Origin of the sequence: Sphingomonas sp., assembly GCF_035317925.1 — a bacterium.
Classification (GTDB): domain Bacteria; phylum Pseudomonadota; class Alphaproteobacteria; order Sphingomonadales; family Sphingomonadaceae; genus Sphingomonas_I.
Genome location: NZ_DATHFV010000172.1, coordinates 1 through 22,005 on the forward strand (window position 1 = coordinate 1; position 22,005 = coordinate 22,005).

The window sequence follows — 22,005 nt, forward strand, 5'->3', positions numbered from 1 at the left end:
CGTCGCGGGCAATGTCAGCGACAACGTCTCCACGCATGTGCCGTCGGGCGTGATCCGGGCCTATGATCCCGTCACCGGCCGGCTGTTGTGGAACTTCGATCCGGGCAATCCGGACAGCAGCGCGCCGATCGGCCCGGGCCAGCATTATTCCTGGTCCTCGCCCAACAGCTGGAGCACCGCATCGGCCGACGAGGCGCTGGGGCTGGCTTATTTCCCGATGGGCATGGGCGCGATCGATCAGTGGGGTGGCCACCGGCCCGCCACGACCGAGAAATATGCCACCTCGATCCTCGCGCTCGACCTTGCGACGGGACGGCCGCGCTGGGTCTTCCAGACGGTGCATCACGACGTGTGGGACATGGACGTCCCGGCACAGCCGAACCTGGTCGACCTCGACCGCCCCGGCGGCCGTGTGCCGGCGCTGGTGCAGGCGACCAAGACCGGAAACCTGTGGATCCTCGACCGCCGCACCGGCAAGCCGATCTTCCCGGTCGAGGAACGCCCGGTGCCGCAGGGCGCCGCACCGGGCGATTTCACCGCCCCTACCCAGCCTTTCTCGTCCGTATCGCTGATGGCGCAGCAGCACATCCGCGAGAAGGATATGTGGGGCGCGACGATGTTCCTGCAGCTGGCCTGCCGGATCAAATATCACCGGCTGCGCTACGAAGGGCCCTATACGCCGCCGTCGCTCACGGGGACGCTCGTCTACCCGGGCAATTATGGCGTCACCGACTGGGGCGGGATCGCGATCGATCCGGTGCGCCAGATCGCGTTCGCCAACCCCAATTATGTCGCCTTCGTCAGCCGCCTGCTGCCGCGCAAGGAAACCAACGCCGAAGGGCTCGGCCGTACCGACCAGCCCCCGCCCGCCGGTTTCAGCTCCAAGCCGGCCAGCGAGCATGGCGTGAACGAGAATGCGGGTGCGCCGTTCGAAGTTTCGCTGTTGCCGTTCCTGTCGCCGATCGGCTTCCCCTGCCAGGCACCGCCCTGGGGCTATGTCGCGGGGATCGATCTTCGCACCGGCAAGACCGCCTGGATGCACAAGAACGGAACCGTCCGCGACGAGGCGATCGTACCGCTTCCCTTCAAGATGGGGGTGCCTTCGCTCGGCGGCCCGATCGTTACCGCCGGTGGCCTCGGCTTCCTCACCTCCGCGCTCGATTATTATATCCGCGCCTATGACATGAGCACGGGCAAGGTCCTGTGGCGGGCGCGCCTGCCCGCCGGCGGCCAATCGACGCCGATGACCTATCGCTCGCCGTCGGGGCGGCAGATGGTGGTGACGATGGCGGGCGGGCACGGATCACTCGGCACCAAGATGGGGGATTATCTGATCGCCTATGCGCTGCCCGCGGACGGCCACCACCCGTGAAGGCTCGCGTCGGCCTCCCCTGCTGCGGCCTGCTCCTGATGGGGTCGGCCGCGCTGGCCGATCCCAGGCCGCCGGCCGCCATGCCCGAAACCGTCGACACGCATCAGCAGGCACCCGCTTACGGCATTACCGGCGACTGGTACGGATTGCGGACCCGGCTGCACGATGCCGGTGTGGATATGTCGGCGGGCTATGTCGGCGAGCTTGGCTGGAACTTCGCCGGCGGTACGAAGCGCGACGTTACCGAGACCGGGCAAGCCACGCTCGGCGCCGCGATCGACGGCGAGCGTCTGGTCGGAATCGCGGGCACCTTCCAGGCGACGGTGACGTACCGCCACGGCGAGGATCTCGGCGCGCATGCCGGGCTGGGCACGCTCCAGCAGGTGCAGGAAGTCTACGGACGCGGCCAGACGTTCCGGATGACCCAATTCTGGTACGAGCAGAAATTCCTCGGCGATACGATCGCGATCAAGGCCGGCCGTGCGACGGTCGGTGAGGATTTCGCCTCTTTCTCCTGCTATTTCATGAACCTGACCTTCTGCGGATCGCAGCCCGGCAACCTCGTCGGCGATTATTGGTACAATTGGCCGGTCGACCAGTGGATGATGCGGGTGAAACTCACCCATGGCGACTTTGTCGCCCAGATCGCGGCCTATCAGGTCAATCCGCACAACCTCGACAAGTCGTTCCTGATCACGAACTTCAAGGGCGGGACGGGCGTGCTCGTACCGGTGGAGCTGGGCTGGATGCCGAGCATCGGATCGAAGAAGCTGATCGGCTCCTATAAAATCGGCGCCTGGTATACCAACGCCAACGCCGCCGACGTCCTGCTCGACATCAATCGCCAGCCGCGCCCGGTCACCGGCCTCGAGCCGCTGGAGCGCACGTCGCGCTATGGTTTCTGGATCAATGCGTGGCAGCAGCTGACGGGCACCTCGCTCAACGGAAAGCCCATCTCCGGCTTCGGCATTTTCGCCAATTTCACCCAGGCCGATCGCAAGACCAGCGTGACCGACAGCCAGATCGCGGTCGGCCTGTTCTGGAAGCCGCCGATCGCTTCGCTGCCCAACGATGTGCTCGCCTTCGCGGTCGGCCGCACCGGCGTCAACGGCCGTTACCGGGCGGGAGAACGCCTCGATCCGGCCCATCCCGAACCGCAGACCGCCGAATATGCGGCCGAGCTCTATTACAGCGCGCACCCGTTCCGCTGGTGCGAGCTGCGCCCGAACGTCCAATATATCCACAACCCCGGCGGCCGCCGCAGCGCGGATGACATCGGCGTGCTGGGCCTGAAGGCGGGCTTCACGCTGTAGAGCATCCCCAACGTTGCTGGCGTCGATCTGGCGGCTTATCCCGTTGCCGCCACGCCCATCACCTGGCTGGCAAAGCGCTCCATCTCCTCATGCTGCGGGCTCATCTGCAGCAGCAACAGATCGAGGCCGGCGGCCTCATATTCCTCGATCCGCTCTTTCAGTTGTTCAGGCGTGCCGACCAGATTGGGGCGCAGGCCGCGGTTGGACACCGAATATTCCTGGATCTTGAGCTCGCGTTCGAGCTGGGTCCCCGACAGCCACTGATCGAAGTTGGCATAGCCCGCCGGCAGGTCGCTGACGTTGGTGATTCGTTCGAGCTCGCGCTGCGCTTCGGCCTCGCTGTCGCGCACGATCGCATAAGCGGCCATGCCATATTGCATGGGGGCACCGCTGGCGGCTTCGCGCCGCGCCGCCATGTCCGCGATCTTGGGAATGATCGCGTCGACCGGATCGCCGTGCATGACATAAGCATCGCATTGCGCCGCGATCATCGCCTTGGCCTTCTCGCTCTCGCCGCCGGCATAGACGGTCGGGCGCTTGGCCGGCTTGGGCGAGCAGATCGCATCCTCGGTCCGATAAAACTGGCCGGTGAAGCTGAACCTTTCCTGCGTCCACAGACCGTCGACCACATCGAGCCATTCGGACGTGCGCGCATAGCGATCGTCATGCTGGTCGAACTGCAGGCCATATTGCTTCGCCTCGTCCGCCCACCAGGACGAGACGACGTTGAGCGCGAGCCGGCCGCCCGAAATCCGATCGATATTGGCGGCGGCCTTGGCGAACAAAGCCGGCTGGTGGAAATTGGGGCGCACCGCGACCATCAGCTCGATGCTGTCGGTCACCGCCGCCAGCGCCGCCGCGGTCGACCAGGCGTCCAGCGCCGGTTCCGTGATCCCCTTGATGTCGTTGAGGTTCAGTTCCGCGATCAGCGTCAGGTCATAGCCCCAGCGCTCCGCATCCTGCGTCAATTTCTTCGTATAATCCCAGGTGGCTTCCATGCCCTCGTCGGGCACGTTGCGCAGCCAGCCGCCGAAGACGGGCGTCCAATATCCGTATCGCATCAGCGCGTTTCCTCGATCCGTTCGACCAGATAGTCGATCAGCCGTTCGTGGGGATCCCAGCCCAGCACGTTCAGCGGCTGTGCCACGAAATTCGACAAGGCGTTGATGTCGTAGAAGCGCGCGACCCCGTCGCGATCGTCGATCATCACCTCGATCCCCCCGACGTCGAGATTGACGGCGCGGGCGATGCGTTCCGCCGCGTCGACCAGTTCGGGCGCGGGCTGGACCGCCGCCATGCTGATACCGGATCCGGCGACGCAGGCGTCGGCCGGGCACAGGTCGAACGCGCCGCCGCCCGCAACGTCGATCGCATAGAGAAAGGCTCGGTCGAGCGTCTCGACCCGGGTGATCGCACCGCCGCGTGCAGGCACATAATCCTGAACCAGCAGCACGCCGTCGACACTGACGGGCAGATCCCCGGCCTCGACCACCGCGCGCAATTCGCCGAGGCTGTCGAAGCGCATGATGCCCGCACCAGACCCGCCGATATTGGCCTTTACGACCAGCGGGAATCCGATCGTCTCAGCCGCCGCCGCGACATCGTCCGCGCGATGGACGACACGCGTCGCCGGGATCGCCAGCCCAAGCGAGGCGATCAGCGAGAGTTGCCGCGCTTTCGACGAGTCGATCGCCAGCACGTCGGGCCCGTTGATGATGCGCGCCCCGGCGCGGCGCCAATGGTCGAGCAACGCCATCGCATGGAAGATCGGATGCTCGCCGCTGCGCAGGAAGCTCGACATCGCGATCCGGTTGAGCACGACCGGCGTGGGGAAACGGCCGTCCGCCGGATCGAAATGCCCGTCGGGCCGCAGCTTGTCATAGCCGATGCCGCGCCGGTCGAGCGCGGCGAACAGCGGCTCGAACCAGGCCGGATGCTCGTAGAGGATTGCTAGTTCGCTCACGCCTCGTCATCCATCACAACATCTGCCCAGTGTCACGGGCGGGCCGACGATGCGATCCCAACCCTGCTTGCCCCGCATCAAGATGCGGTTGCCGCAGAAGGCTGGCGAAGGGAACATGGTTTTAGCGCGCAGCGACGGTTACGAAGCCCGGAGCGGATATCCCGTCCTCGCGTGAACGCGGCGACGAGGATTGGCTGGGGCGGCAGGATTCGAACCTGCGAATGGCGGCACCAAAAGCCGCTGCCTTACCACTTGGCCACGCCCCAACAGCCGCGCGCTTATAGTCGGCGCGCGGCGTATTGAAAGGGTCAGAAGATGCGCTCGACCCAGTTGTGCGGATCGGGCGCGAGGCCGCGCTGGATATCGACCAAGGCGCCGCGCAACTGCTCGGTCTGGAAGCCCGGACCGCCATTGCCGATCGTGAAATCGAGCCCGTCGCGCCCGCGCACGCGGCCGATCGGGGTCAGCACGGCGGCGGTGCCGCAGGCGAAGCTTTCGCGCAGCTTGCCGCTCTTGGCGTCCGCCTGCCACTGATCGAGCGAGTAACGCTCCTCACGTACCTTCAGCCCGCGATCCTGAGCCAGGGTCAGCAGGCTGTCGCGCGTGATGCCGGGCAGGATCGTGCCGGTCAGCGGCGGTGTGATCATCGATCCGTCGTCCATCACGAAGAAGACGTTCATCCCGCCGAGCTCTTCGATCCACTTCTTCTCGACCGTGTCGAGGAAGATGACCTGGTCGCAGCCCTCGGCGATCGCTTCCTTTTGCGGCAGCAGGCTCGCCGCATAATTGCCGCCGCACTTGGCGGCGCCGGTACCGCCGGGGCCCGCGCGGTTGAAATGCTCCGACACCCAGAGCGTGACCGACGGCGCGCCACCCTTGAAGTAGGCGCCGACCGACGAGGCGATCACCATGTAGAGATATTCGTCCGCCGGCCGCACGCCAAGGAACACGCTGGAGGCGATCATGAACGGGCGCAGATAGAGCGCCCCGCCCTCGCTTTGCGGGATCCAGTCGCGGTCGATCTTCACGATCTGGCGGCAGGATTCGAGGAACAGTTCTTCCGGCAGCGGCGCCATCGCCAGCCGCTCGGCCGAATCGCGGAAACGCCTGGCGTTCATGTCGGCGCGGAACATCGATGCGCCACCATCTTCGGTGCGATAGGCCTTGAGACCCTCAAAGATTTCCTGCGCATAATGGAGCACGGCCGAGGCCGGATCCATCTGCAGCGCGCGGCGCGGATGGACGCTCGCGTCGTGCCAGCCCTTCCCCTCCTTGTAGCGGATCGTCACCATATGATCGGTGAAAACCCGCCCAAAACCCGGATTTTCGAGCAAAGCGGCGCGCTCGCTCACCGGCATCGGCGCGGCGTTTTGCTCAAGGGCGAAAGTCAGCGAATCGGTGGACATACGGGCCTCATAACCGATCAAAACAGGTATGTCGGTGTCTTGACGCGCTACGGGACGCTGCCACATTAGGTCAATATGGCTGTCCCGTCCGCATCCCCACTGTTCCTCCGCGAAACCGAAATCCGCCGTGGCGCCGAGCTGCTGTTCTTCGGTTACGCCCATCTCTACCGCCAGACCGACCAGTGTCTCGCCAAGCAGGGCATGGGCCGCGCGCATCATCGCGCGCTCTATTTCATCGCGCGCCAACCCGATCTGACGATCAGCGCGCTGTTGAAGACGCTTGGCATCACCAAGCAGTCGCTCGGCCGCGTGCTGGGCGAGCTGACCGATCGCGGCATGGTCGAGACGCGCACCGGCCGCGAGGATCGGCGCCAGCGCCTGTTGCGGCTGACGCCCACCGGCGCCAAGCTGGAGCGCGAATTGTTCGAGGCGATGCGCACGCGCCTGTCCGCCGCTTATGCCGAGGCCGGTCTGGAATCGGTGACCGGCTTCTGGCGTGTGCTGGAAGCGCTCATCCCCGCGGAGGAACGCGGTCGTGTCGCCGACCTGAGCGATAATCAGGGCTGACGGCTCTCAACCCTTCGCACTTGCAGCAAAAGAGGTTGCGTGGGGCAAGCGCCGGGCCTAACTGCGCGCCCCTATGAACATCGAACTCATCCCCGTGGGCAAGGACCCGCCCAACGAACTCAACGTCATCATCGAGGTCCCGGTCGGCGGCGAGCCGGTCAAGTACGAGTTCGACAAGAAGTCGGGCGCCTTGTTCGTCGACCGCATCCTGCACACGCCGATGCGCTATCCGGCGAATTACGGATTCATCCCGCACACGCTTTCGCCCGACGGCGATCCGCTCGACGCGCTCGTGATCGCCCGCTCGCCCTTCATCCCGGGCTGCGTCGTGCGCGCACGGCCGATCGCGGTGCTCAAGCTGGAAGATGAAGCCGGCGGCGACGAAAAGCTCGTTTGCGTGCCGGTCGACACCACCTTCCCTTATTATACCGATGTCGGCGAGGCCGCCGATCTGCCCTCGATCGTGCTCGCGCAGATCGAGCATTTCTTCACCCACTATAAGGATCTCGAAAAGGAGAAGTGGGTGCGGATCGGCAATTGGGGCGACGCCGAGGAAGCCAAGCGCATCACGCTCGAAGCGATCGCGGCGGCGGAAAAGGCCAAAGCCTGAAACCCTTCCCCGCGTGAACCAGCCGGGCTAATCCCATCCTTCATAAAGGGGACGGATCGATGGCTGTGCGCTTGCATCTCGGCAACAAGATCGCGCCGCCGCGCTTCATCGCCTTCGTGGTGGTGACGATCATCGCCGGCCTGATCGCCGTGCCGAGGCTCGGCTGGGCGGACGGCGCGATGGCCGGTTTCGACGTCGCCGCTTTGCTCTTCTTCGCCACGATCGCGCCCTTGTTCAACGACCGCGCCGACGACATGCGCCAGTCGGCCAAGAAGAACGACGCCAACCGTGCCGGCCTGCTCGTCATCACCGGCATCGTCTCGATCGTCGTGCTAGCCGCCGTTGCGTCCGAGCTGATGCAGCAGGGCAAGCCGCCCAAGCCCGAAATCGCGCTGATCGTCGGCACTTTGGCCATGTCATGGCTGTTCAGCAGCCTGATGTACGCGCTGCATTATGCGCACATGTTCTACGGCGAGGATAAGGGGAAGGATGCGGGCGGGGTCAATTTCCCCAACGCGAAGGAGCCCGATTATTGGGACTTCCTCTATTTCTCGACCTGCCTGAGCATGACCTTCCAGGTGTCCGACATGACCATCACCAGCGGGCGGATGCGCCGCGTGGTGATGTTCCACTGCCTCGCCGCGTTCGTGTTCAACCTCGGCATCATCGCCTTCTCGATCAATGTTCTGGGCGGCGGCTAAAAGGCCGTAAAAGCGGCTGGACATGCGCCGCGCAGCGCGCAACAGCCCGCCTATGATCTCGCCTCGTCTGCCGCTGCGCCTCGCAGCCTCCGCCCTTGCCCTCCTCACCGTTCCGGCCTTCGCGCAGACCGCCGACGCGCCGACCGGAACCAGCACGCCGCAGCCGGCGCCGCTGGCGGATACGATCCCGCCGCCGCAGGACGTGGCCTATCCCGGCACGATCAAGCTGGCGGTCGATGCGACCGACACCGATCACGGCATCTTCCGCGTGACCGAGACGATCCCGGTCCAGCCGGGGCATCTCGTCCTGCTCTATCCCAAATGGCTGCCGGGCAATCACGCCCCGACCGGGCAGATCAGCAAGGTCGCCGGCCTGACCTTCACCGCGGACGGCAAGACCATCCCGTGGAAGCGCGATCCCATCGACGTCTTCGCCTTCCATCTCGACGTGCCCGCCGGCGTCGACACGATCGAGGCCAAATTCCAATATCTGTCGCCGACCGCGATCGATCAGGGCCGCACCGTGATGACGCCGGTGATGCTGAGCCTCGAATGGAACCTGGTCGCGCTCTATCCGGCCGGCCATTTCGTGCGGCAGATCATGGTCTCGCCGAGCGCACTCTATCCCGACGGCTGGACCTCGGCGACGGCGCTCCGCCCGTCGGGCACCGCCACCGCCAAGGGCGGCCTGGTCCAGTATGAGACGGTCGCGTTCGACACTTTGGTGGATTCGCCGACCATCGCCGGCCGCTATGCGCGGATCGAGACCCTGTCGCCCGACGTCACGCTCGACATCCTCGCCGATCGCCCCGATTATCTCGACGCCAGGCCCGAGCAGATCGCGCCGCACAAGGCTTTGGTCGTCCAGGCGACCAAGCTGTTCGGCGCGCAGCATTACAATCACTATGATTTCCTGTTCACTTTGTCGGGCACGCTCGGCGGAATCGGGCTGGAGCATCACCGTTCGTCCGAGGACGGCAGCGGCGTCGGCTATTTCAAGGAATGGGATTCGTCCCCGGCCAGCCGCGACATCCTCGCGCATGAATTCACGCACAGCTGGAACGGCAAGTTCCGCCGCCCGGCCGATCTGTGGACGCCCGATTATCGCCAGCCGATGGGGAACAGCCTGCTGTGGGTCTATGAAGGCCAGACCCAGTTCTGGGGCAATGTGCTGTCATCGCGCTCGGGCCTGATCTCGAAGGAAGATGCGCTCGACGAGCTGGCGGCGGTCGCGGCCGATTATGCCAACCAGGCCGGCAAGCAATGGCGGCCGATGGAGGACACGACCGAGGATCCGATCATGTCCAAGCGCGCGCCGCAGCCTTGGACCAACTGGCAGCGCGCCGAGGATTATTATCGCGAGGGCCAGCTCGTCTGGCTCGATGCCGACAGCCTGATCCGCGAACGTTCCAAGGGCAAACGCTCGCTCGACGATTTCGCGAAACTCTTCTTCGGCGAGCGCGACCGCGACTGGGGCGAACACACCTACACGTTCGACGATGTCGCCGCCGCGCTCAACGCGGTCGAGCCTTATGACTGGGCGAGCTTCCTCCATGCCCGGGTCGACGCGGTCGCGCCGCAGGCGCCGCTCGACGGCATCACGCGCGGCGGATACCGGCTGGTCTATACCGAGACGCAGGGCGCCTGGCAGAAATCGCGCGACAAGGTCCGCAAGGCGGCCGACTTCCGCTTTTCGGTCGGGATGAGCGTCGGGCGCGAGGGCAAGGTCGCGACCGTGATGTGGGACAGCCCCGCCTTCAACGCCGGCATCAACGTCGGCACGACCCTGCTCGCGATCGACGGCCATACCTATAGCGACGACGATCTGAAGCAGGCGATCCGGGATGCGAAGGGCGTGACCAAGCCCATCACTGTGCTTGTGCGGCAAGGAGATTATTTTCGCACCGTAAGCATCGCGTGGAACGGGGGCTTGCGCTATCCGCACCTCGAAAAGATCGATCCCAAGGCGCCGAGCTCGCTCGACGCCCTCTATACGGCAAGGAAGTAAGCCCCATGGCGGCCCCGGCCCAGACTTTGCTCCTGTTCGGCGCGACCGGCGATCTGTCGCGCCGCATGCTGCTGCCGTCCCTGTTCGGCCTCCACGCCGACGGACTGCTGCCGCCCGATCTCCAGATTTTCGGCACCGCGCGCAGCCAGATCGACGACGCCGCCTTCCGCGAAACCGCCGCGACCGCGCTCGAGCCGATCGTCAAGGAGCGCAAGCTCGCCAAAACCGTGCTCGATGGCTTCCTCGCGCGCGTCCATTATGTCGCGGCCGACGCCTCGCAGCCGGAAACGCTCGCGGCCCTGGGCAAGGTGATCGGTCCGCGCGCGGACAAGGGCCTCGCCATCTTCCTGTCGACCGCGCCGTCTTTGTTCGAGCAGACCATCGCCGGGCTGGAGCTGGCGGGGCTGGCGGGCGAACATACCCGCCTCGCGCTCGAAAAGCCGCTCGGCCAGGATCTCGCCTCCTCGATGGAGATCAACGACGCGGTCGCGCGCGTCTTCCCCGAGGCGCGGACCTTCCGCATCGACCATTATCTCGGCAAGGAAACCGTCCAGAATTTGCTGGCCTTGCGCTTCGGCAACATCCTGTTCGAGCCGCTGTGGAACGCCAGCGCGATCGAGCATGTCCAGATCACCGTCGGCGAGACCGTCGGGCTCGAAGGCCGCACATCCTATTTCGACGGCATGGGCAGTCTGCGCGACATGGTGCAGAACCACATGCTCCAATTGCTCGCTTTGGTCGCGATGGAAGCGCCCGCGCAATTCACCGCCGCCGCCGTGCGCGACGAGAAGGTCAAGGTGCTGCGCTCGCTGCGCAAGCTCGACGCGGTCAAGGAAAGCGTGATCGGCCAATATGCCGCCGGCGCGGTCGCGGGAGCCCCCGTCCCCGGCTATGCCGACGAGCTCGAGAAGCCGTCCGACACCGAAACCTTCGTCGCCTTGAAGGCGCATGTCGACAATTGGCGCTGGAAGGGCATCCCCTTCTACCTGCGCACCGGCAAGCGCCTGCCGCGCCGCACGTCGGAGATCGTGATCCAGTTCCGGCCGGTGCCGCATTCGATGTTCGCCGGGCGCGGCGCGGCGTTGCAGCCCAACCGCCTGCTCATCTCGATCCAGCCGGAAGAGAATATCAGCTTCACGATCATGGCGAAGCAGCCCGGCCTCGATCGCCAGGGCATCCGCCTGCGCGAAGTGCCGCTCGACATCCGCCTCGCCAACGCCTTCGCCGACGTCCGCCGCCGCATCGCCTATGAGCGGCTGCTGCTCGACCTGATCGAGGGCGACCCGACCCTGTTCGTGCGCCGCGACGAGGTCGAGGCGCAGTGGGAGTGGATCGACGCGATCCGCGCCGGCTGGGCCGACAATGCTATGACGCCGAAACTATACCCGGCGGGAACCTGGGGCCCGCCTGCGGCGATTGCCCTGACCGAACGTGATGGAGTAACCTGGCATGATTGAAGCGGAATGGTGGGAGCATGAGGATTCCGAGGCGTTCGCCGAGGCGGTCGCAGGCGACATCGGCTTCATCATCGAAAGCGCGCTCGACGCCCGCAACGGCGCGGTGATCGGCCTGTCCGGCGGCAACACGCCGGTGAAGGCGTATGAAAAGCTCGCGACGATGAAGCTCGACTGGAAGCGCGTCACGATCTTCCCGGTCGACGACCGGCTGGTCGCGATGGACAGCCCGCTCTCCAACGTCGCGATGCTGGCGAAGATCTTCCTGCCCAAGGGCGGGCGCGTGATGCCGCTCGGCGCCGACAATCCTGATTACAAGGGTGCGGGCAACGCCGCCGACGCGCGCCTGCAGGATCTGCACTGGCCGCCCGATCTGGTGTTGCTCGGCGTCGGCGGCGACGGCCACACCGCCTCGATCTTCCCCGGCCCCGACCTCGAAGCGGCGCTGACCGCCCCCAAGACGCGCCGTGCGATCGGCGTGATGCCCGATCCGCTGCCGCCCGAAGCCCCGGTCGCGCGCGTCACGCTGACGAAGAACGCGATCCTCTCGGCCAAGGCGCTGATGCTGTGCCTGACCGGCGACGCCAAGCGCGTGATCGTCGAACAGGCGATCGAGGACGGCGCCGGTTCGAAGGTGCCGATCGGCCAGGTGCTGGCCGAGGCCGAACAGCCGATCGACATCCACTGGGCACCGTGAGCGCTTAAGTCCCTCCCTTTCTAGGGAGGGGTTGGGGTGGGTGAGTCCGCAGCTTGGCTGTTGTCGATGGAAATATTGGCGCGCTAACCGCGCGCACCCACCCCAACCCCTCCCTAGAAAGGGAGGGGCTTGGAAATCACCGCCCCGGCTCACCCGTCGCCTGAAGCAGCCACCGCTCCGTCCCCTCGACCCCCAACGCCGTCAAAATCCCCGTCGCATAGGCCCCGGTATCGATCCCGATCCGGTTGGGCAGCATCTCGACCTCTTCCAGCACGGTATGGCCGTGGACGACGATCACGCCATGATCCGCGTCGCTCTCCAGGAAATCCTGCCGGATCCAGCGCAGATCCTGCCGCGCCTGTTCGGCCAGCGGCACGCCCGGGCGGATGCCGGCGTGGGTGAAGAAATAATCGCCGAACTGCACCCCGTCATGCATCTCGCGCAGAAACGCGCGGTGCGTTTCCGGCACATAGGACGGCAGCGTATCGGGCGTGAACCGATCGGGCATGTCGAGCACCATCTGCGGCGCGCCATAGCTTTCGAACGTCTCGCGCCCGCCATAGCGCAGGAATTGCGGCATATGCGGCGAATCCGGATCGTCGATCAGCTTGAGCAGCATCTCCTCATGATTGCCCATGATGAAATGGAACTGGTCGGGCGCCGCCTTCAGGAACATCTCGATGATCTCGCGCGATTGCGGCCCGCGATCGATCAGGTCGCCCAACAGCACGATATGCGTCTGGGCCGGCCCGCGCGCTTCGTCGTCGGTCGCGATCCTGGCGAGCAGATCGGTCAGCAGATCGTAGCGGCCATGCACGTCGCCGATCGCATAGACGCGCTGACCTGCGGGAATCGCGGCGGGCGGACGGGGCTCGGGCGGCGGCGGCGCTTCCGCTTTCTTGCGCCAGAAAAACAGGCCCATCGCTCAGCTCTTGACCCGCCGGACCGGCGGCATCGCATTGCACAGATCGATCGCGCCGGCCGGCCGCGCATAGAAAGTGTCCTGGCGGTTGGCGCGCAGGTGCAGCCATTTGGCGAAGCTCGCGCTGTCGGGCCGCAGCCATTCATAGGCCGGGCGCGCCTCGGCCGGCAGATCGGCCGCGATCTGCACGCGTTTGACGACGGTGCGCTGCTCGGGCTTCTCGTAAAAGCCCAGCGCGCCGGTGCCGCGCGGCAGGGCGGTCATATGCTCGAACCCGTCGAGCACGCGCCCGACCAAGGCGATGTTGCGATCGAGCTGGCGCGGGCTCTGCCCCATCACCGCATAGAGCTCGCCGCCGCTGCCCGTATCGGGCGTGAGCCCGCGCGCGACGCCGACGATGCCATAGCAATGCGCCATCCATGAGCGCGCGTCTTTACCCGCACCATCGGCGGCAGCAGGGAACGCCCCGCTATAGCCGACGCGCGGCGCGAACGTATCGCGATAGGGCAAAGGCGTGATCGGCAGCCCGGCGGCGGGCCGCTCATATTCGGCGGGCAAGGCCTTGCCGAGGCCCTGCGGCGGCGCCTTGTCGTCGTCGCCCTGCCCCCATTGCACGACATAATTGTCCTGCACGCGATAGATCGTCCCGGCATCGAACCAGTGCGCGCGCACCAGCGCGCGGATATTGGCGACGTGCACCGGCGCGAACGCGGGCGCGAGCGCGATCGCGACGCGGCTGCCGTCCGACAGATCGACCAGCATCAGATCTTGCGCGTCGACCCGCTGCCATTCGCCGGGCGCGGCGGCGGCGATGATATCGGCCGAACTGAGCGGCGCCTTGGCCGCAGCGGCCTTATCCACCCCCGTTCGTGCTGAGCTTGTCGAAGCACCGTCCTTCGCACCCGTTCGCCCTGAGCTTGTCGAAGGGCTGTCCTTCTTCTCAGCGGCACATAAAGGCGCAGCGGCAACAGCCAGCGCGGCGATTACAGGCAAGAGCAGATATCTCATGCGATTCAGCCTGCCACAGAGGGGCCGCCTTGCGAAACCCTTTCCCCCGCTATAGGGCGCGCGTTCCGGCGGAATGGAGCGGTGGCCGAGTGGTCGAAGGCGCTCGCCTGGAAAGTGAGTATACGTCAAAAGCGTATCGAGGGTTCGAATCCCTCCCGCTCCGCCATTCCGCCGCAAGCCGCCGCCTGGAAAGCGAGCATATTTCAAAAACGGGGTTTCGAATCCCTCCCGCTCCGCCATTCCGCGGATCAGCCCCCGCGAGCTCACCCCGTCGCGTCGGGAAAAAACAAAAAACACCGGAAACGAACTAAAGGAATTGGCGCCCGAAGGGTGGCCAAGGCGCGCGGACGCGGCCCTGGCGATTTCGTTCGTCGTCATGAGAAAGAGCCGCATGCTGCGTACGCTATAAGCGTATTTTCTTGATTTCCGTTGGCGATTGCTGTACGCTTAGTGCGTATATATGTCAAGCGGAGTCGATGATGGTGGAGGAAGACGACGGCGCGTGCCCAATGACGGCGGCGCAGGAGATTGCGGCGCGGGCGATAGATCCGTGTGCGACCAGTTCGAATATCGTGGCGGCGTTTCGCGAGGAAGGCGACGCGGCGATCGACCCGGAGCATGGCCAGGCGGCGATGCGGGCGCGGGTGGAGGCGGTGCGCACGGGCGCGTTCGACGGCGCGGAGGCGACTTTGGCGGGCCAGGCGGCGGCGCTGAATGCGATCTTCGCGTACATGGCGCGGCGCGGGCATGCGCAGCTGGACCAGCCGGGCAAGGCGGGCGAGCGATATTTGCGGCTGGCGCTGCGTGCGCAGACGCAGTGCCGGGCGACGCTGAACGTGCTGGCGGGCGTGACCGGACACCGGCCCGAGGATGCGGAAGCGCCGAGGCAATATACGCAGATAGAGCGACGGATCGTCTATCCCGCGGCGGGCCCGGGAGAACCGGAGATCGTGCGGCATTATTGAGCCGGGGCGCGGCCGGGACGGCGAATACGGGAGGAGTAAGGGGGACAAAAGCAGGCGTGGCGAAGGGTTGGACGGCGGAGCGGCGCGCGGCGCAGGCCGCGAGGATGCGGGCGCGCAAGCCGTGGGAGCGTTCGACCGGGCCGCGGACGGATGCGGGCAAGGCGCGATCGCGCGGGAATGCCGTGGGCAAGGGATGCTGGCAGCGATTGGATGCCGAGCTGGCGGAGGTGGAGGCGCTGATGCGCGAGTGGGAGGTGGTGCTGGCGGCGCTGGCTCGCGGCTGGTGGAGCGCAGGTTGAATCAACAGCGGCAGGTGGAGGTTGTGGCGGCTACGCGGACACCGGGATAGGTGCGGTAGCCGAGTGGTCGAAGGCGCTCGCCTGGAAAGTGAGTATACGTCAAAAGCGTATCGAGGGTTCGAATCCCTCCCGCTCCGCCATTCCGCCGAAGCCCGCGTGCAGGGGATTCCGCTATTTGGGACACGGACAAGGAGATGAGCGGGATGGTCCTCGCGATTTGTCCACATCTTCATAGGTTAGATCAAACGCTCAGATCGCGCATGCCGTTTCCTATTATCGCGTAAAGCAGACGGATCGCGAGCCTTGACTCTTTGTCATCGTTCTTCTTATGTTCCGATATATGTCGGGAGATACCGCAACCGATGAGACACTGCCGGCCGCCTATCGGGCGCGATGTAGGCCTAATGGCCGATTGCCGAACCTCGCCCCCCTCCATAGAACGCAGGATATGGCGACGCCCGAACCGATTGTGAACGACCACCTCGCAACTGAGTTGAAGACCAAGCATATTCAGTGGCAGCGTGACGGTGTAGTTACGGCCGAGAACACCGCCTCCTTTGTCGCCAAGGGGCAGAGGCCTGATATCATCGTGTGCGATGATTGGGCATCTCCGGTCGGCATAGAGACAGAATACGTCCCAGCTGTTACCGTTGAAAAAGATGCGGCTTCACGCTTGGGCCAAATTTATACTCCTACCGGCGGAACCATTCATTCGGTAATCGCTGTGAGGCTTCCTGCTAAATACAAGCAACTTAACGGTTCGGCTATTTCCCAAGCCTTGGCTGTTGAGAAAGACCTCGAATATTGCGTACTGACTGGACACAGTCCCACAGACTACGAGCGGTGGCCTCGCACAGGCCATGTTAGGGCTTCAATTGACGATCTTGCGGACGTCATTACGAGCGTAAAGGTCTCTCCCGTCGTAATTGCATCCGCTGCAGGTGTCTTGGAGGCCGGTGCACGATCGGTGGCAGCCCAAATAGAGGCCGCCTCCTCAGCCCATCCCGGCATAGCCGCGTCAATTTCCGAGACACTCAAGCAGGACGCAGGGTTTCAGACCTATGCGATGACCGCGACAATCCTGATCAATGCATTCGTATTCCAAGAGACCCTGGCGGGTGCCTCTCAGGAGCTGCTCGAAGTCACGAGTCTCTACAAACTGGGACAGGGCGGTATCAAACCCACAAAGGGCGACGTGATAGCGGCTTGGGACCACATTCTGTCGATTAATTATTGGCCAATCTTTGGGGTAGCGCGAAAGCTGGTCGAGGATATCCCGCCGGGCCTGTGGTCACAGGTTCGCGACGTTTGCATCGCCACGGCCGATCAGCTGCTTTCTATGAATCTCGGCAAGAATCCGGATCTCGTAGGCACGATTTTTCAGCGGCTGATATCCGACAGGAAATTCCTCGCGACCTTCTATACGGCTCCTTCCTCAGCCGCGCTGATGGCGCGCTTGTTGGTTTCCAGCCGTCCCCCCAATGGGGAATCTTGGGGGGACACTCACGCTGTCACAACACTCCGCGTGGCCGACTTCGCGTGCGGAACGGGATCACTGCTTTGTGCTGTCTACTCCGATATCCAAATGCGCCTGGAGCGTGCGGGAATAGACAGCGCACAAATGCATCGGTCGATGATCGAAAATACCTTAGTCGGTTGTGATGTCCTGCCTTCGGCAACCTATATTACCGCGTCGCAACTGTCGTCGGCGCACCCCACGGTCCAATATGGCAGTACAAATATTCTCACGCTGCCGTTCGGCCAAGTCGCGTCAGGTGATATCGCTCTTGGCGCACTCGATCTGCTGGAGAAGCAGGGCGTTATGCCTACCATCGCCACCCATGCCTCAGGCGTTGGCGCAACTTCGCTTACAGAAATGGACAGTTGGACTGCCATCGGCGGTGCCGCGGTCGGCGACGATACGTTCGATATTGTGGCCATGAACCCTCCGTTCACTCGGCTAACCGGCGGCGGGGGCAAGTCTTCCGAGGTTTCGCGCCCCCTCTTCGCCGCGTTCGGAACCGACGAAGCCATACAAGTAAAGATGGGGAAAAAAGCGCAGAAGCTGTTGGCGGATACCGCTTATCACGGCAATGCCGGCGCGGCCGCTGCGTTTGTTGAAATCGGCAATCGGAAGCTCAAAACTAACGGCAAGTTGGGACTAATCCTGCCTCTCAGCGCGCTGTCAGGTGCATCATGGGCAGATTGCCGGAGTTTGTGGCGGAAGAATTATACAGGGCTGATCACGCTTTCGATCGCAGCCGACGACGCTCACGCGTCATTCTCAGCCGATACTGGAATGGCTGAAAGCATGATCATAGGAACCAAGGCCGAAGAGCCAGCCGATCGACTGATCAGCGTGTCCCTCTATCGACGACCCGCCTCCTCTTTGGAGGGAGCAGAAATCTCGCGCGAGATTGTTCGGCTCATTGATATGGGGGCAGCTCGTCGCATCGAGGATGGCCCGCTGGGCGGTACTGACATTATGGTTGGTAGCGAGAAAATTGGAGAACTGATTTCCGCGCCCACAGCTCCCGATCCATGGCCTCTTTCCCGCATTCGCGACCATTCGGTCGCCCAGACAGCATACCAGCTGCATCGCGCGGCGGTCTGGCTGCCGGGCGCTCTTGAAGCTGCGCTGGACAATGCTCCGATTTGCCCGCTCTCCGAGCTCGGCAAGCCAGGGCCTTACCATCTGGACGTTTCCGGGACTGGGTTGAGTGGCGGAGCACCACGAGGGCCCTTCGAGCTGAAAGCGACACTGAATCCAGGCTCGGTGAGTTTCCCCGTTTTGAAGGCGCACGACGAGTCGCGCGAGCGATTTTTGGAAATTGATCCTGACGCCGAGGGTATTGTTCGAGCGTCATCGGATTCAGCCGTGAGCAAAATAATCGACGAGCGTGCTAGTGCAATCTGGAGCGAGCGAACGCAGCTACATTTCGCCACAGATGTACAGTTCAATTCGAATGCGCTGATTGCCTGCTTGACGAGCCGGCCTGCGATTGGAGGGCGCGCTTGGCCTTCCTTCCGACTTAACCAGTCGGCTTTTGAGAAAGTCGTAACACTTTGGTTCAACTCTACGCTCGGGATACTTAGTTTTTGGTGGAGCGCGAACAAAACACAAGACGGCAGGGGGTCGGTTACAACCTCGCGCCTGGGGGAGATGGCCTCTATCGATCCGCGCGCACTGAGTGAAGAGTCGCTGGTCGAGGCGGACCAGTTCTTTGAAGCGTTCAAGACGCGTCAGCTTATGGACGTACATGAGGCGGATGTGGATTTGGCGCGTGCTGACCTTGACAGTTTCATCGCCGAACATCTGTTAATGGCGGGAGAACATTTGTCTCAAGTGAGGGACGGCTTGCAGCTACTTCGATCGAAGTTGGTAGTTGAACCGTCAATCCGAGGCGGCCGCCGAAATTGAAGGCGCCGTCTGCCAGATATTGGAGGACAAAATGGGCATACCGCAGCACTATAGCCGCGAGTTGCCAGAGCGCTGCCTTTTTCTGATAGAGAGCCTATTGTCGGCCGTAAATGATCTCGCGATCGAAGGCGACGAGCACCTAGGTCCGCTGACAACGACCTTTCTTCTAGCAATGTCGAACCCAATCATAACGCTTCCCATTGAGCGGGTAGAGCGCCACCGCCGAAGAGCTCTGAATGGTCTTGAAGGCTATGCGGATGATCGACCGCTATCGCCCGAGCTTACAAATGCCGTTGATATTGCGCTCGGGGAAAATGCGTTGGAGCAATCGCCTTTCATTTGTGCCGGTGCTTGGCGCTTTAGCTCGATTCCTTATAACGAGCAGCAAAACGTGGCCCGCTATTTTCCTGACGATTTAGCTCATGCACTAGCCATGCAAGATGCTCTCGAAGAGGCGCGGTTAATGAGTGCATCGCGCTGGGCGAGTTGCCTCCGGAATTCGCTTGCTCACGGCGGTGTCGTGTATCTCGACGCTGATGGTCATCAGTGCTTTGGACAACCGACGGAGATGATAGGTTTCGTGAGCGCCCAGTATCCTAAGAACAATATGCGCAAACCGCCCGAGCGGCTCGTGGCGCTTCGGATCACTCGGGATGACTACCTTACATTTCTTCGACGTTGGGTAGGCTGGCTCGGAGAATCCCAACTCTCTTTAGCGCTCGCGGCCTGACAATTAGATCATGCTTAGATTTGCGCCACATCTTGGATTGATGCGAAGTTTGAGCCCCCCCACCTACCCCAACCCCGCCCCAACCCGCGCGATAGTCTCCAGCATCGTCGGCAGGCTCACCGGCTTTTCCAGCACCACCGCCGCGCCCGCCTGCAAAGCTTCGGTCTGCAGCGCGCCGTCGGCGTGGCCGGTCATCAGGATGATCGGCAGCGCCAATCCCTGCGCCTGCATCATCCGGGTCAGCTCGATCCCGTTCATGCCCGGCATGCGCACGTCGCAGATCAGCACGCCGCGGTCCGTCGGCAGGCGCCCCAGGAAATCGGCGGCATCGGCATAGGTCTCCACCGCATAGCCGGTCACGCTCAGCGCGAAGCGGAGCGAGGTGCGCACCGCTTCGTCATCGTCGATGATATGCACGATCCACGGCGCGCTCATGCGGCGTCGTGCCCCACATCGCCCGTCTCGCCTTCGGCCGGCTTGTCGGCCAACGGCAGCGTGAAGTGGAACGCCGCCCCGCTGCCGTCGTCCGGCTCCGCCCAGATCTTGCCGCCATGGCCTTCGATGATCGTACGGCAGATCGAAAGGCCCACGCCCATCCCCTTCACGCCTTTGGTGCTGACGAACGCTTCGAACAGCCGATCGACCACATCCGGCCGGATGCCCGGCCCGTTATCGCGGACAATAATCGTCGCCATGCCGGCCGGGCCGATCCCGGTCGAGACGAGCATGGCGGGCTTGTCCGTGCCGGCCATCGCATCCAGCCCGTTGCGCACGAGGTTGACGATCACCTGTTCGATCTGGACCCGATCGGCCAGCACCCAGGCCTCCGGCGCCTCATGCTCGATCGTCGAGGCGACCCCGTTTTCGCGCGAGCCCAGCAAGGCGAGCCCGCAGGCTTCGTCGACCAGCCGCATGATGCTGACGGGGCGCCTGATCTCGTCCGCGCCGGACACGAACGATCGCAGCCGGCGGATGATATCGCCCGCACGCTGGCATTGATCGTTGGCGAGGTTGAGGGTCGAGATGACGCGGCCATCCACCTTCGCGTCGGCCAGCAGGGTCAGGCAGCCGCCGAGATAGAGCGAGATCGCGCCGAGCGGCTGGTTGATCTCGTGCGCGATCGCGGTCGCCATTTCGCCCATCGCGGATCGGCGCGAGATATGGAGGAATTCCTTCTCCATCCGCTTGCGATCGGTGATGTCGATCGAAACGCCGACCATCCCCGTGATGCCCTGGGCGAGATCGCCGAGCGGAACCTTGGTCGTCAGCCACACGCGCGAGCCGTTACCATGGAAATCGGCGATCTCCTCGATCACCTCGACCGTGCCGGCGTCCATCACGCGGCGATCGTCCGCCATCACCTGCTCGCCCTCGCGCGGATCGGACAGGTAATCCCGGGCCTGCCTGCCCTCCACCTCGGGCCAGCCCTTGCCGATCAGATCCAGCGTGGCCTTGTTGGCGAGCAACAGCCGTCCCCCACGATCCTTGGCATAGATCATTCCGGGCACGGCTTCGATCACGGTGGACAGCAAGGTCGACGACTGACGCTGATCCTGGGTGACCTGGCGCAGCTCGGTTTCGGTGCGATCGGCGCGCAGCGCGAGCGCAACGCGCGCCTCCGTCAGCGCGGCGAGCGTGGCATGGTGCGCGTCGATCTCCCGCCGCAAGGTGCGGACGGAGGGGAGCTTGAGCACCTCGGGCGCGAGCGCGATCATCAGCCCCGCCGTCGCCACGGAGACGATCGCGGTCGCCGCCTTGAGCCAGCCTTCGATGATATAGATCGGGATCCACAGCACGACGATGCTGACGATATGGGTCAGCCCGCACAGGCCGATGAAGGCCGCGAACAAGGCGGCCAGCGCCCGGTGCCCGCCGTCCAGATCGTCGCGGCTGCGCACGAACCAGAAAATGACGAACGGGATGGTGAAATAGGCCGCCGCGATCAGCGCGTCCGAAATGACGTGGAGCGACATGAGCTCCGGCCGCCACAGCAGGCACATGCCGTGCGGCATGAACATTTCAAATTGCGAACGCCAATCCATCGGGGCCTCCGCATGCGCGCTTGAGACCGGGGAGCATTGGGGAATTGTCCTGCTTGATACGCATCAAGGCGCGACCGTGGGCCCGCGGCCGGGTGGGGGCAATCGCAGTTAGGCCCGATATGGGCCGACCGGCGGCGCGGCGGGGCGATGCCGCCCGCCTGCCCGGTGAAGGACGAAATCCACCGCATTGCCCCGCACCGCGCTCCAGTCCCGGCCCAATCCTGACCAAGTCGTTTCGCGTTAAGCACCTTTTATCGTGACTCCGCCGCTTAACGCTTTATTTGCCATAGTCCGGCCCGATCGTTTCGGCGCCGATTTGGGGGGGAATTTCGACATGACTGTTCGGTCTTCGCGTTTCGCGTTGCGTCATGTGCTTTGTGCGGCTGCTTTGTGCGTCGGCGCCGCGTCTGTGGCTCAGGCCGATCCGGTCGCGGGCAATCTCGGCGCGGGTGATGGCTACACGCCCTACTCCGGGTGGGTCGTCGCCGGCAGCGACAGCCCCTATGGCCACAACGCGATGGCGATGG

20 protein-coding genes and 3 tRNA genes are annotated in these 22,005 nt (G+C 64.1%); 15 read left to right on the plus strand and 8 right to left on the minus strand.

Annotated elements, in window-relative coordinates:
• Both VK533_RS12770 and VK533_RS12775 read left to right on the plus strand, forming a co-directional pair.
• Positions 1–1,372, plus strand: a 1,372-nt coding sequence (locus tag VK533_RS12770) for a PQQ-binding-like beta-propeller repeat protein (RefSeq protein WP_324378226.1), incomplete at its 5' end; no start/stop codon positions are given.
• Entirely contained in the window at positions 1,369–2,685 is a 1,317-nt protein-coding gene (locus VK533_RS12775) for a carbohydrate porin (RefSeq protein ID WP_324378228.1), read from the plus strand. The genes VK533_RS12770 and VK533_RS12775, both read left to right, overlap by 4 nt.
• A gap of 35 nt (positions 2,686–2,720) precedes the next feature.
• On the opposite strand, the gene VK533_RS12780 is transcribed toward VK533_RS12775, so the two are convergent.
• The 4 genes from VK533_RS12780 to VK533_RS12795 all read right to left on the minus strand — a co-directional run bounded on the left by VK533_RS12780 (position 2,721) and on the right by VK533_RS12795 (position 6,054).
• Positions 2,721–3,746, minus strand: coding sequence for an LLM class flavin-dependent oxidoreductase (locus VK533_RS12780; protein ID WP_324378231.1), 1,026 nt, complete (start codon positions 3,744–3,746; stop codon positions 2,721–2,723).
• Positions 3,746–4,648, minus strand: coding sequence for an alpha-L-glutamate ligase (locus VK533_RS12785; protein ID WP_324378233.1), 903 nt, complete (start codon positions 4,646–4,648; stop codon positions 3,746–3,748). The genes VK533_RS12780 and VK533_RS12785 overlap by 1 nt, the downstream gene beginning before the upstream one ends.
• Before the next feature lie 191 nt (positions 4,649–4,839).
• A tRNA-Gln gene (locus VK533_RS12790) sits at positions 4,840–4,914 on the minus strand.
• Between the two features lie 42 nt (positions 4,915–4,956).
• Positions 4,957–6,054: a branched-chain amino acid aminotransferase gene (locus tag VK533_RS12795; RefSeq protein ID WP_324378235.1), complete on the minus strand. Its 1,098-nt coding sequence runs from the start codon at positions 6,052–6,054 to the stop codon at positions 4,957–4,959.
• Between the two features lie 75 nt (positions 6,055–6,129).
• Between VK533_RS12795 and VK533_RS12800 the strand changes: the two genes are divergently transcribed.
• From VK533_RS12800 to pgl, 6 genes are all read left to right on the plus strand, one after another.
• Complete coding sequence (locus VK533_RS12800) at positions 6,130–6,621, plus strand: MarR family winged helix-turn-helix transcriptional regulator (RefSeq protein WP_324378237.1); 492 nt, start codon at positions 6,130–6,132, stop codon at positions 6,619–6,621.
• A 73-nt stretch (positions 6,622–6,694) separates the two neighbouring features.
• On the plus strand, positions 6,695–7,231 hold the full coding sequence (gene ppa, locus VK533_RS12805; RefSeq protein ID WP_324378239.1) for an inorganic diphosphatase: 537 nt from the start codon (positions 6,695–6,697) through the stop codon (positions 7,229–7,231).
• 59 nt (positions 7,232–7,290) lie between these two features.
• Entirely contained in the window at positions 7,291–7,932 is a 642-nt protein-coding gene (locus VK533_RS12810) for a DUF1345 domain-containing protein (protein WP_324378241.1), read from the plus strand.
• 52 nt (positions 7,933–7,984) lie between these two features.
• On the plus strand, positions 7,985–9,940 hold the full coding sequence (locus tag VK533_RS12815) for a peptidase M61 (protein ID WP_324378243.1): 1,956 nt from the start codon (positions 7,985–7,987) through the stop codon (positions 9,938–9,940).
• 5 nt (positions 9,941–9,945) lie between these two features.
• Entirely contained in the window at positions 9,946–11,397 is a 1,452-nt protein-coding gene (gene zwf, locus VK533_RS12820; protein ID WP_324378245.1) for a glucose-6-phosphate dehydrogenase, read from the plus strand.
• The gene (pgl, locus tag VK533_RS12825) at positions 11,390–12,091 is read left to right on the plus strand and encodes a 6-phosphogluconolactonase (RefSeq protein ID WP_324378247.1); all 702 of its coding nucleotides are present in this window, start codon (positions 11,390–11,392) and stop codon (positions 12,089–12,091) included. The genes zwf and pgl overlap by 8 nt, the downstream gene beginning before the upstream one ends.
• A gap of 136 nt (positions 12,092–12,227) precedes the next feature.
• Here the strand turns inward: pgl and VK533_RS12830 are convergent, their stop codons facing one another.
• Complete coding sequence (locus VK533_RS12830; RefSeq protein WP_324378249.1) at positions 12,228–13,013, minus strand: metallophosphoesterase family protein; 786 nt, start codon at positions 13,011–13,013, stop codon at positions 12,228–12,230.
• A gap of 3 nt (positions 13,014–13,016) precedes the next feature.
• Positions 13,017–13,874 (minus strand): peptidylprolyl isomerase, encoded by an 858-nt coding sequence (locus VK533_RS12835; protein WP_324378251.1) that lies wholly within the window; start codon positions 13,872–13,874, stop codon positions 13,017–13,019.
• A gap of 222 nt (positions 13,875–14,096) precedes the next feature.
• On the opposite strand from VK533_RS12835, the gene VK533_RS12840 reads away from it, so the two are divergent.
• From VK533_RS12840 to VK533_RS12865, 6 genes are all read left to right on the plus strand, one after another.
• Positions 14,097–14,187: transfer RNA gene (locus VK533_RS12840), tRNA-Ser, on the plus strand.
• 343 nt (positions 14,188–14,530) lie between these two features.
• Complete coding sequence (locus VK533_RS12845; protein WP_324378253.1) at positions 14,531–14,986, plus strand: hypothetical protein; 456 nt, start codon at positions 14,531–14,533, stop codon at positions 14,984–14,986.
• A gap of 56 nt (positions 14,987–15,042) precedes the next feature.
• A complete protein-coding gene (locus tag VK533_RS12850; RefSeq protein ID WP_324378255.1) occupies positions 15,043–15,285 on the plus strand; it encodes a hypothetical protein in 243 nt (80 codons plus the stop codon).
• Between the two features lie 49 nt (positions 15,286–15,334).
• Positions 15,335–15,425: transfer RNA gene (locus tag VK533_RS12855), tRNA-Ser, on the plus strand.
• Between the two features lie 308 nt (positions 15,426–15,733).
• On the plus strand, positions 15,734–18,706 hold the full coding sequence (locus VK533_RS12860) for a hypothetical protein (protein WP_324378257.1): 2,973 nt from the start codon (positions 15,734–15,736) through the stop codon (positions 18,704–18,706).
• Positions 18,672–19,436, plus strand: coding sequence for a hypothetical protein (locus tag VK533_RS12865; protein WP_324378259.1), 765 nt, complete (start codon positions 18,672–18,674; stop codon positions 19,434–19,436). Before VK533_RS12860 ends, VK533_RS12865 begins: the two co-directional genes overlap by 35 nt.
• 63 nt (positions 19,437–19,499) lie before the next feature.
• Here VK533_RS12865 and VK533_RS12870 read toward each other — a convergent pair whose 3' ends face one another.
• On the minus strand, positions 19,500–19,871 hold the full coding sequence (locus VK533_RS12870; RefSeq protein WP_324378261.1) for a response regulator transcription factor: 372 nt from the start codon (positions 19,869–19,871) through the stop codon (positions 19,500–19,502).
• Positions 19,868–21,478, minus strand: a complete 1,611-nt coding sequence (locus VK533_RS12875; protein WP_324378263.1) for a sensor histidine kinase — start codon at positions 21,476–21,478, stop codon at positions 19,868–19,870. The genes VK533_RS12870 and VK533_RS12875 overlap by 4 nt, the downstream gene beginning before the upstream one ends.
• 334 nt (positions 21,479–21,812) lie before the next feature.
• Here VK533_RS12875 and VK533_RS12880 point away from each other — a divergent pair.
• A partial coding sequence (locus VK533_RS12880) for a hypothetical protein (RefSeq protein WP_324378265.1) occupies positions 21,813–22,005 on the plus strand: 193 nt, incomplete at its 3' end.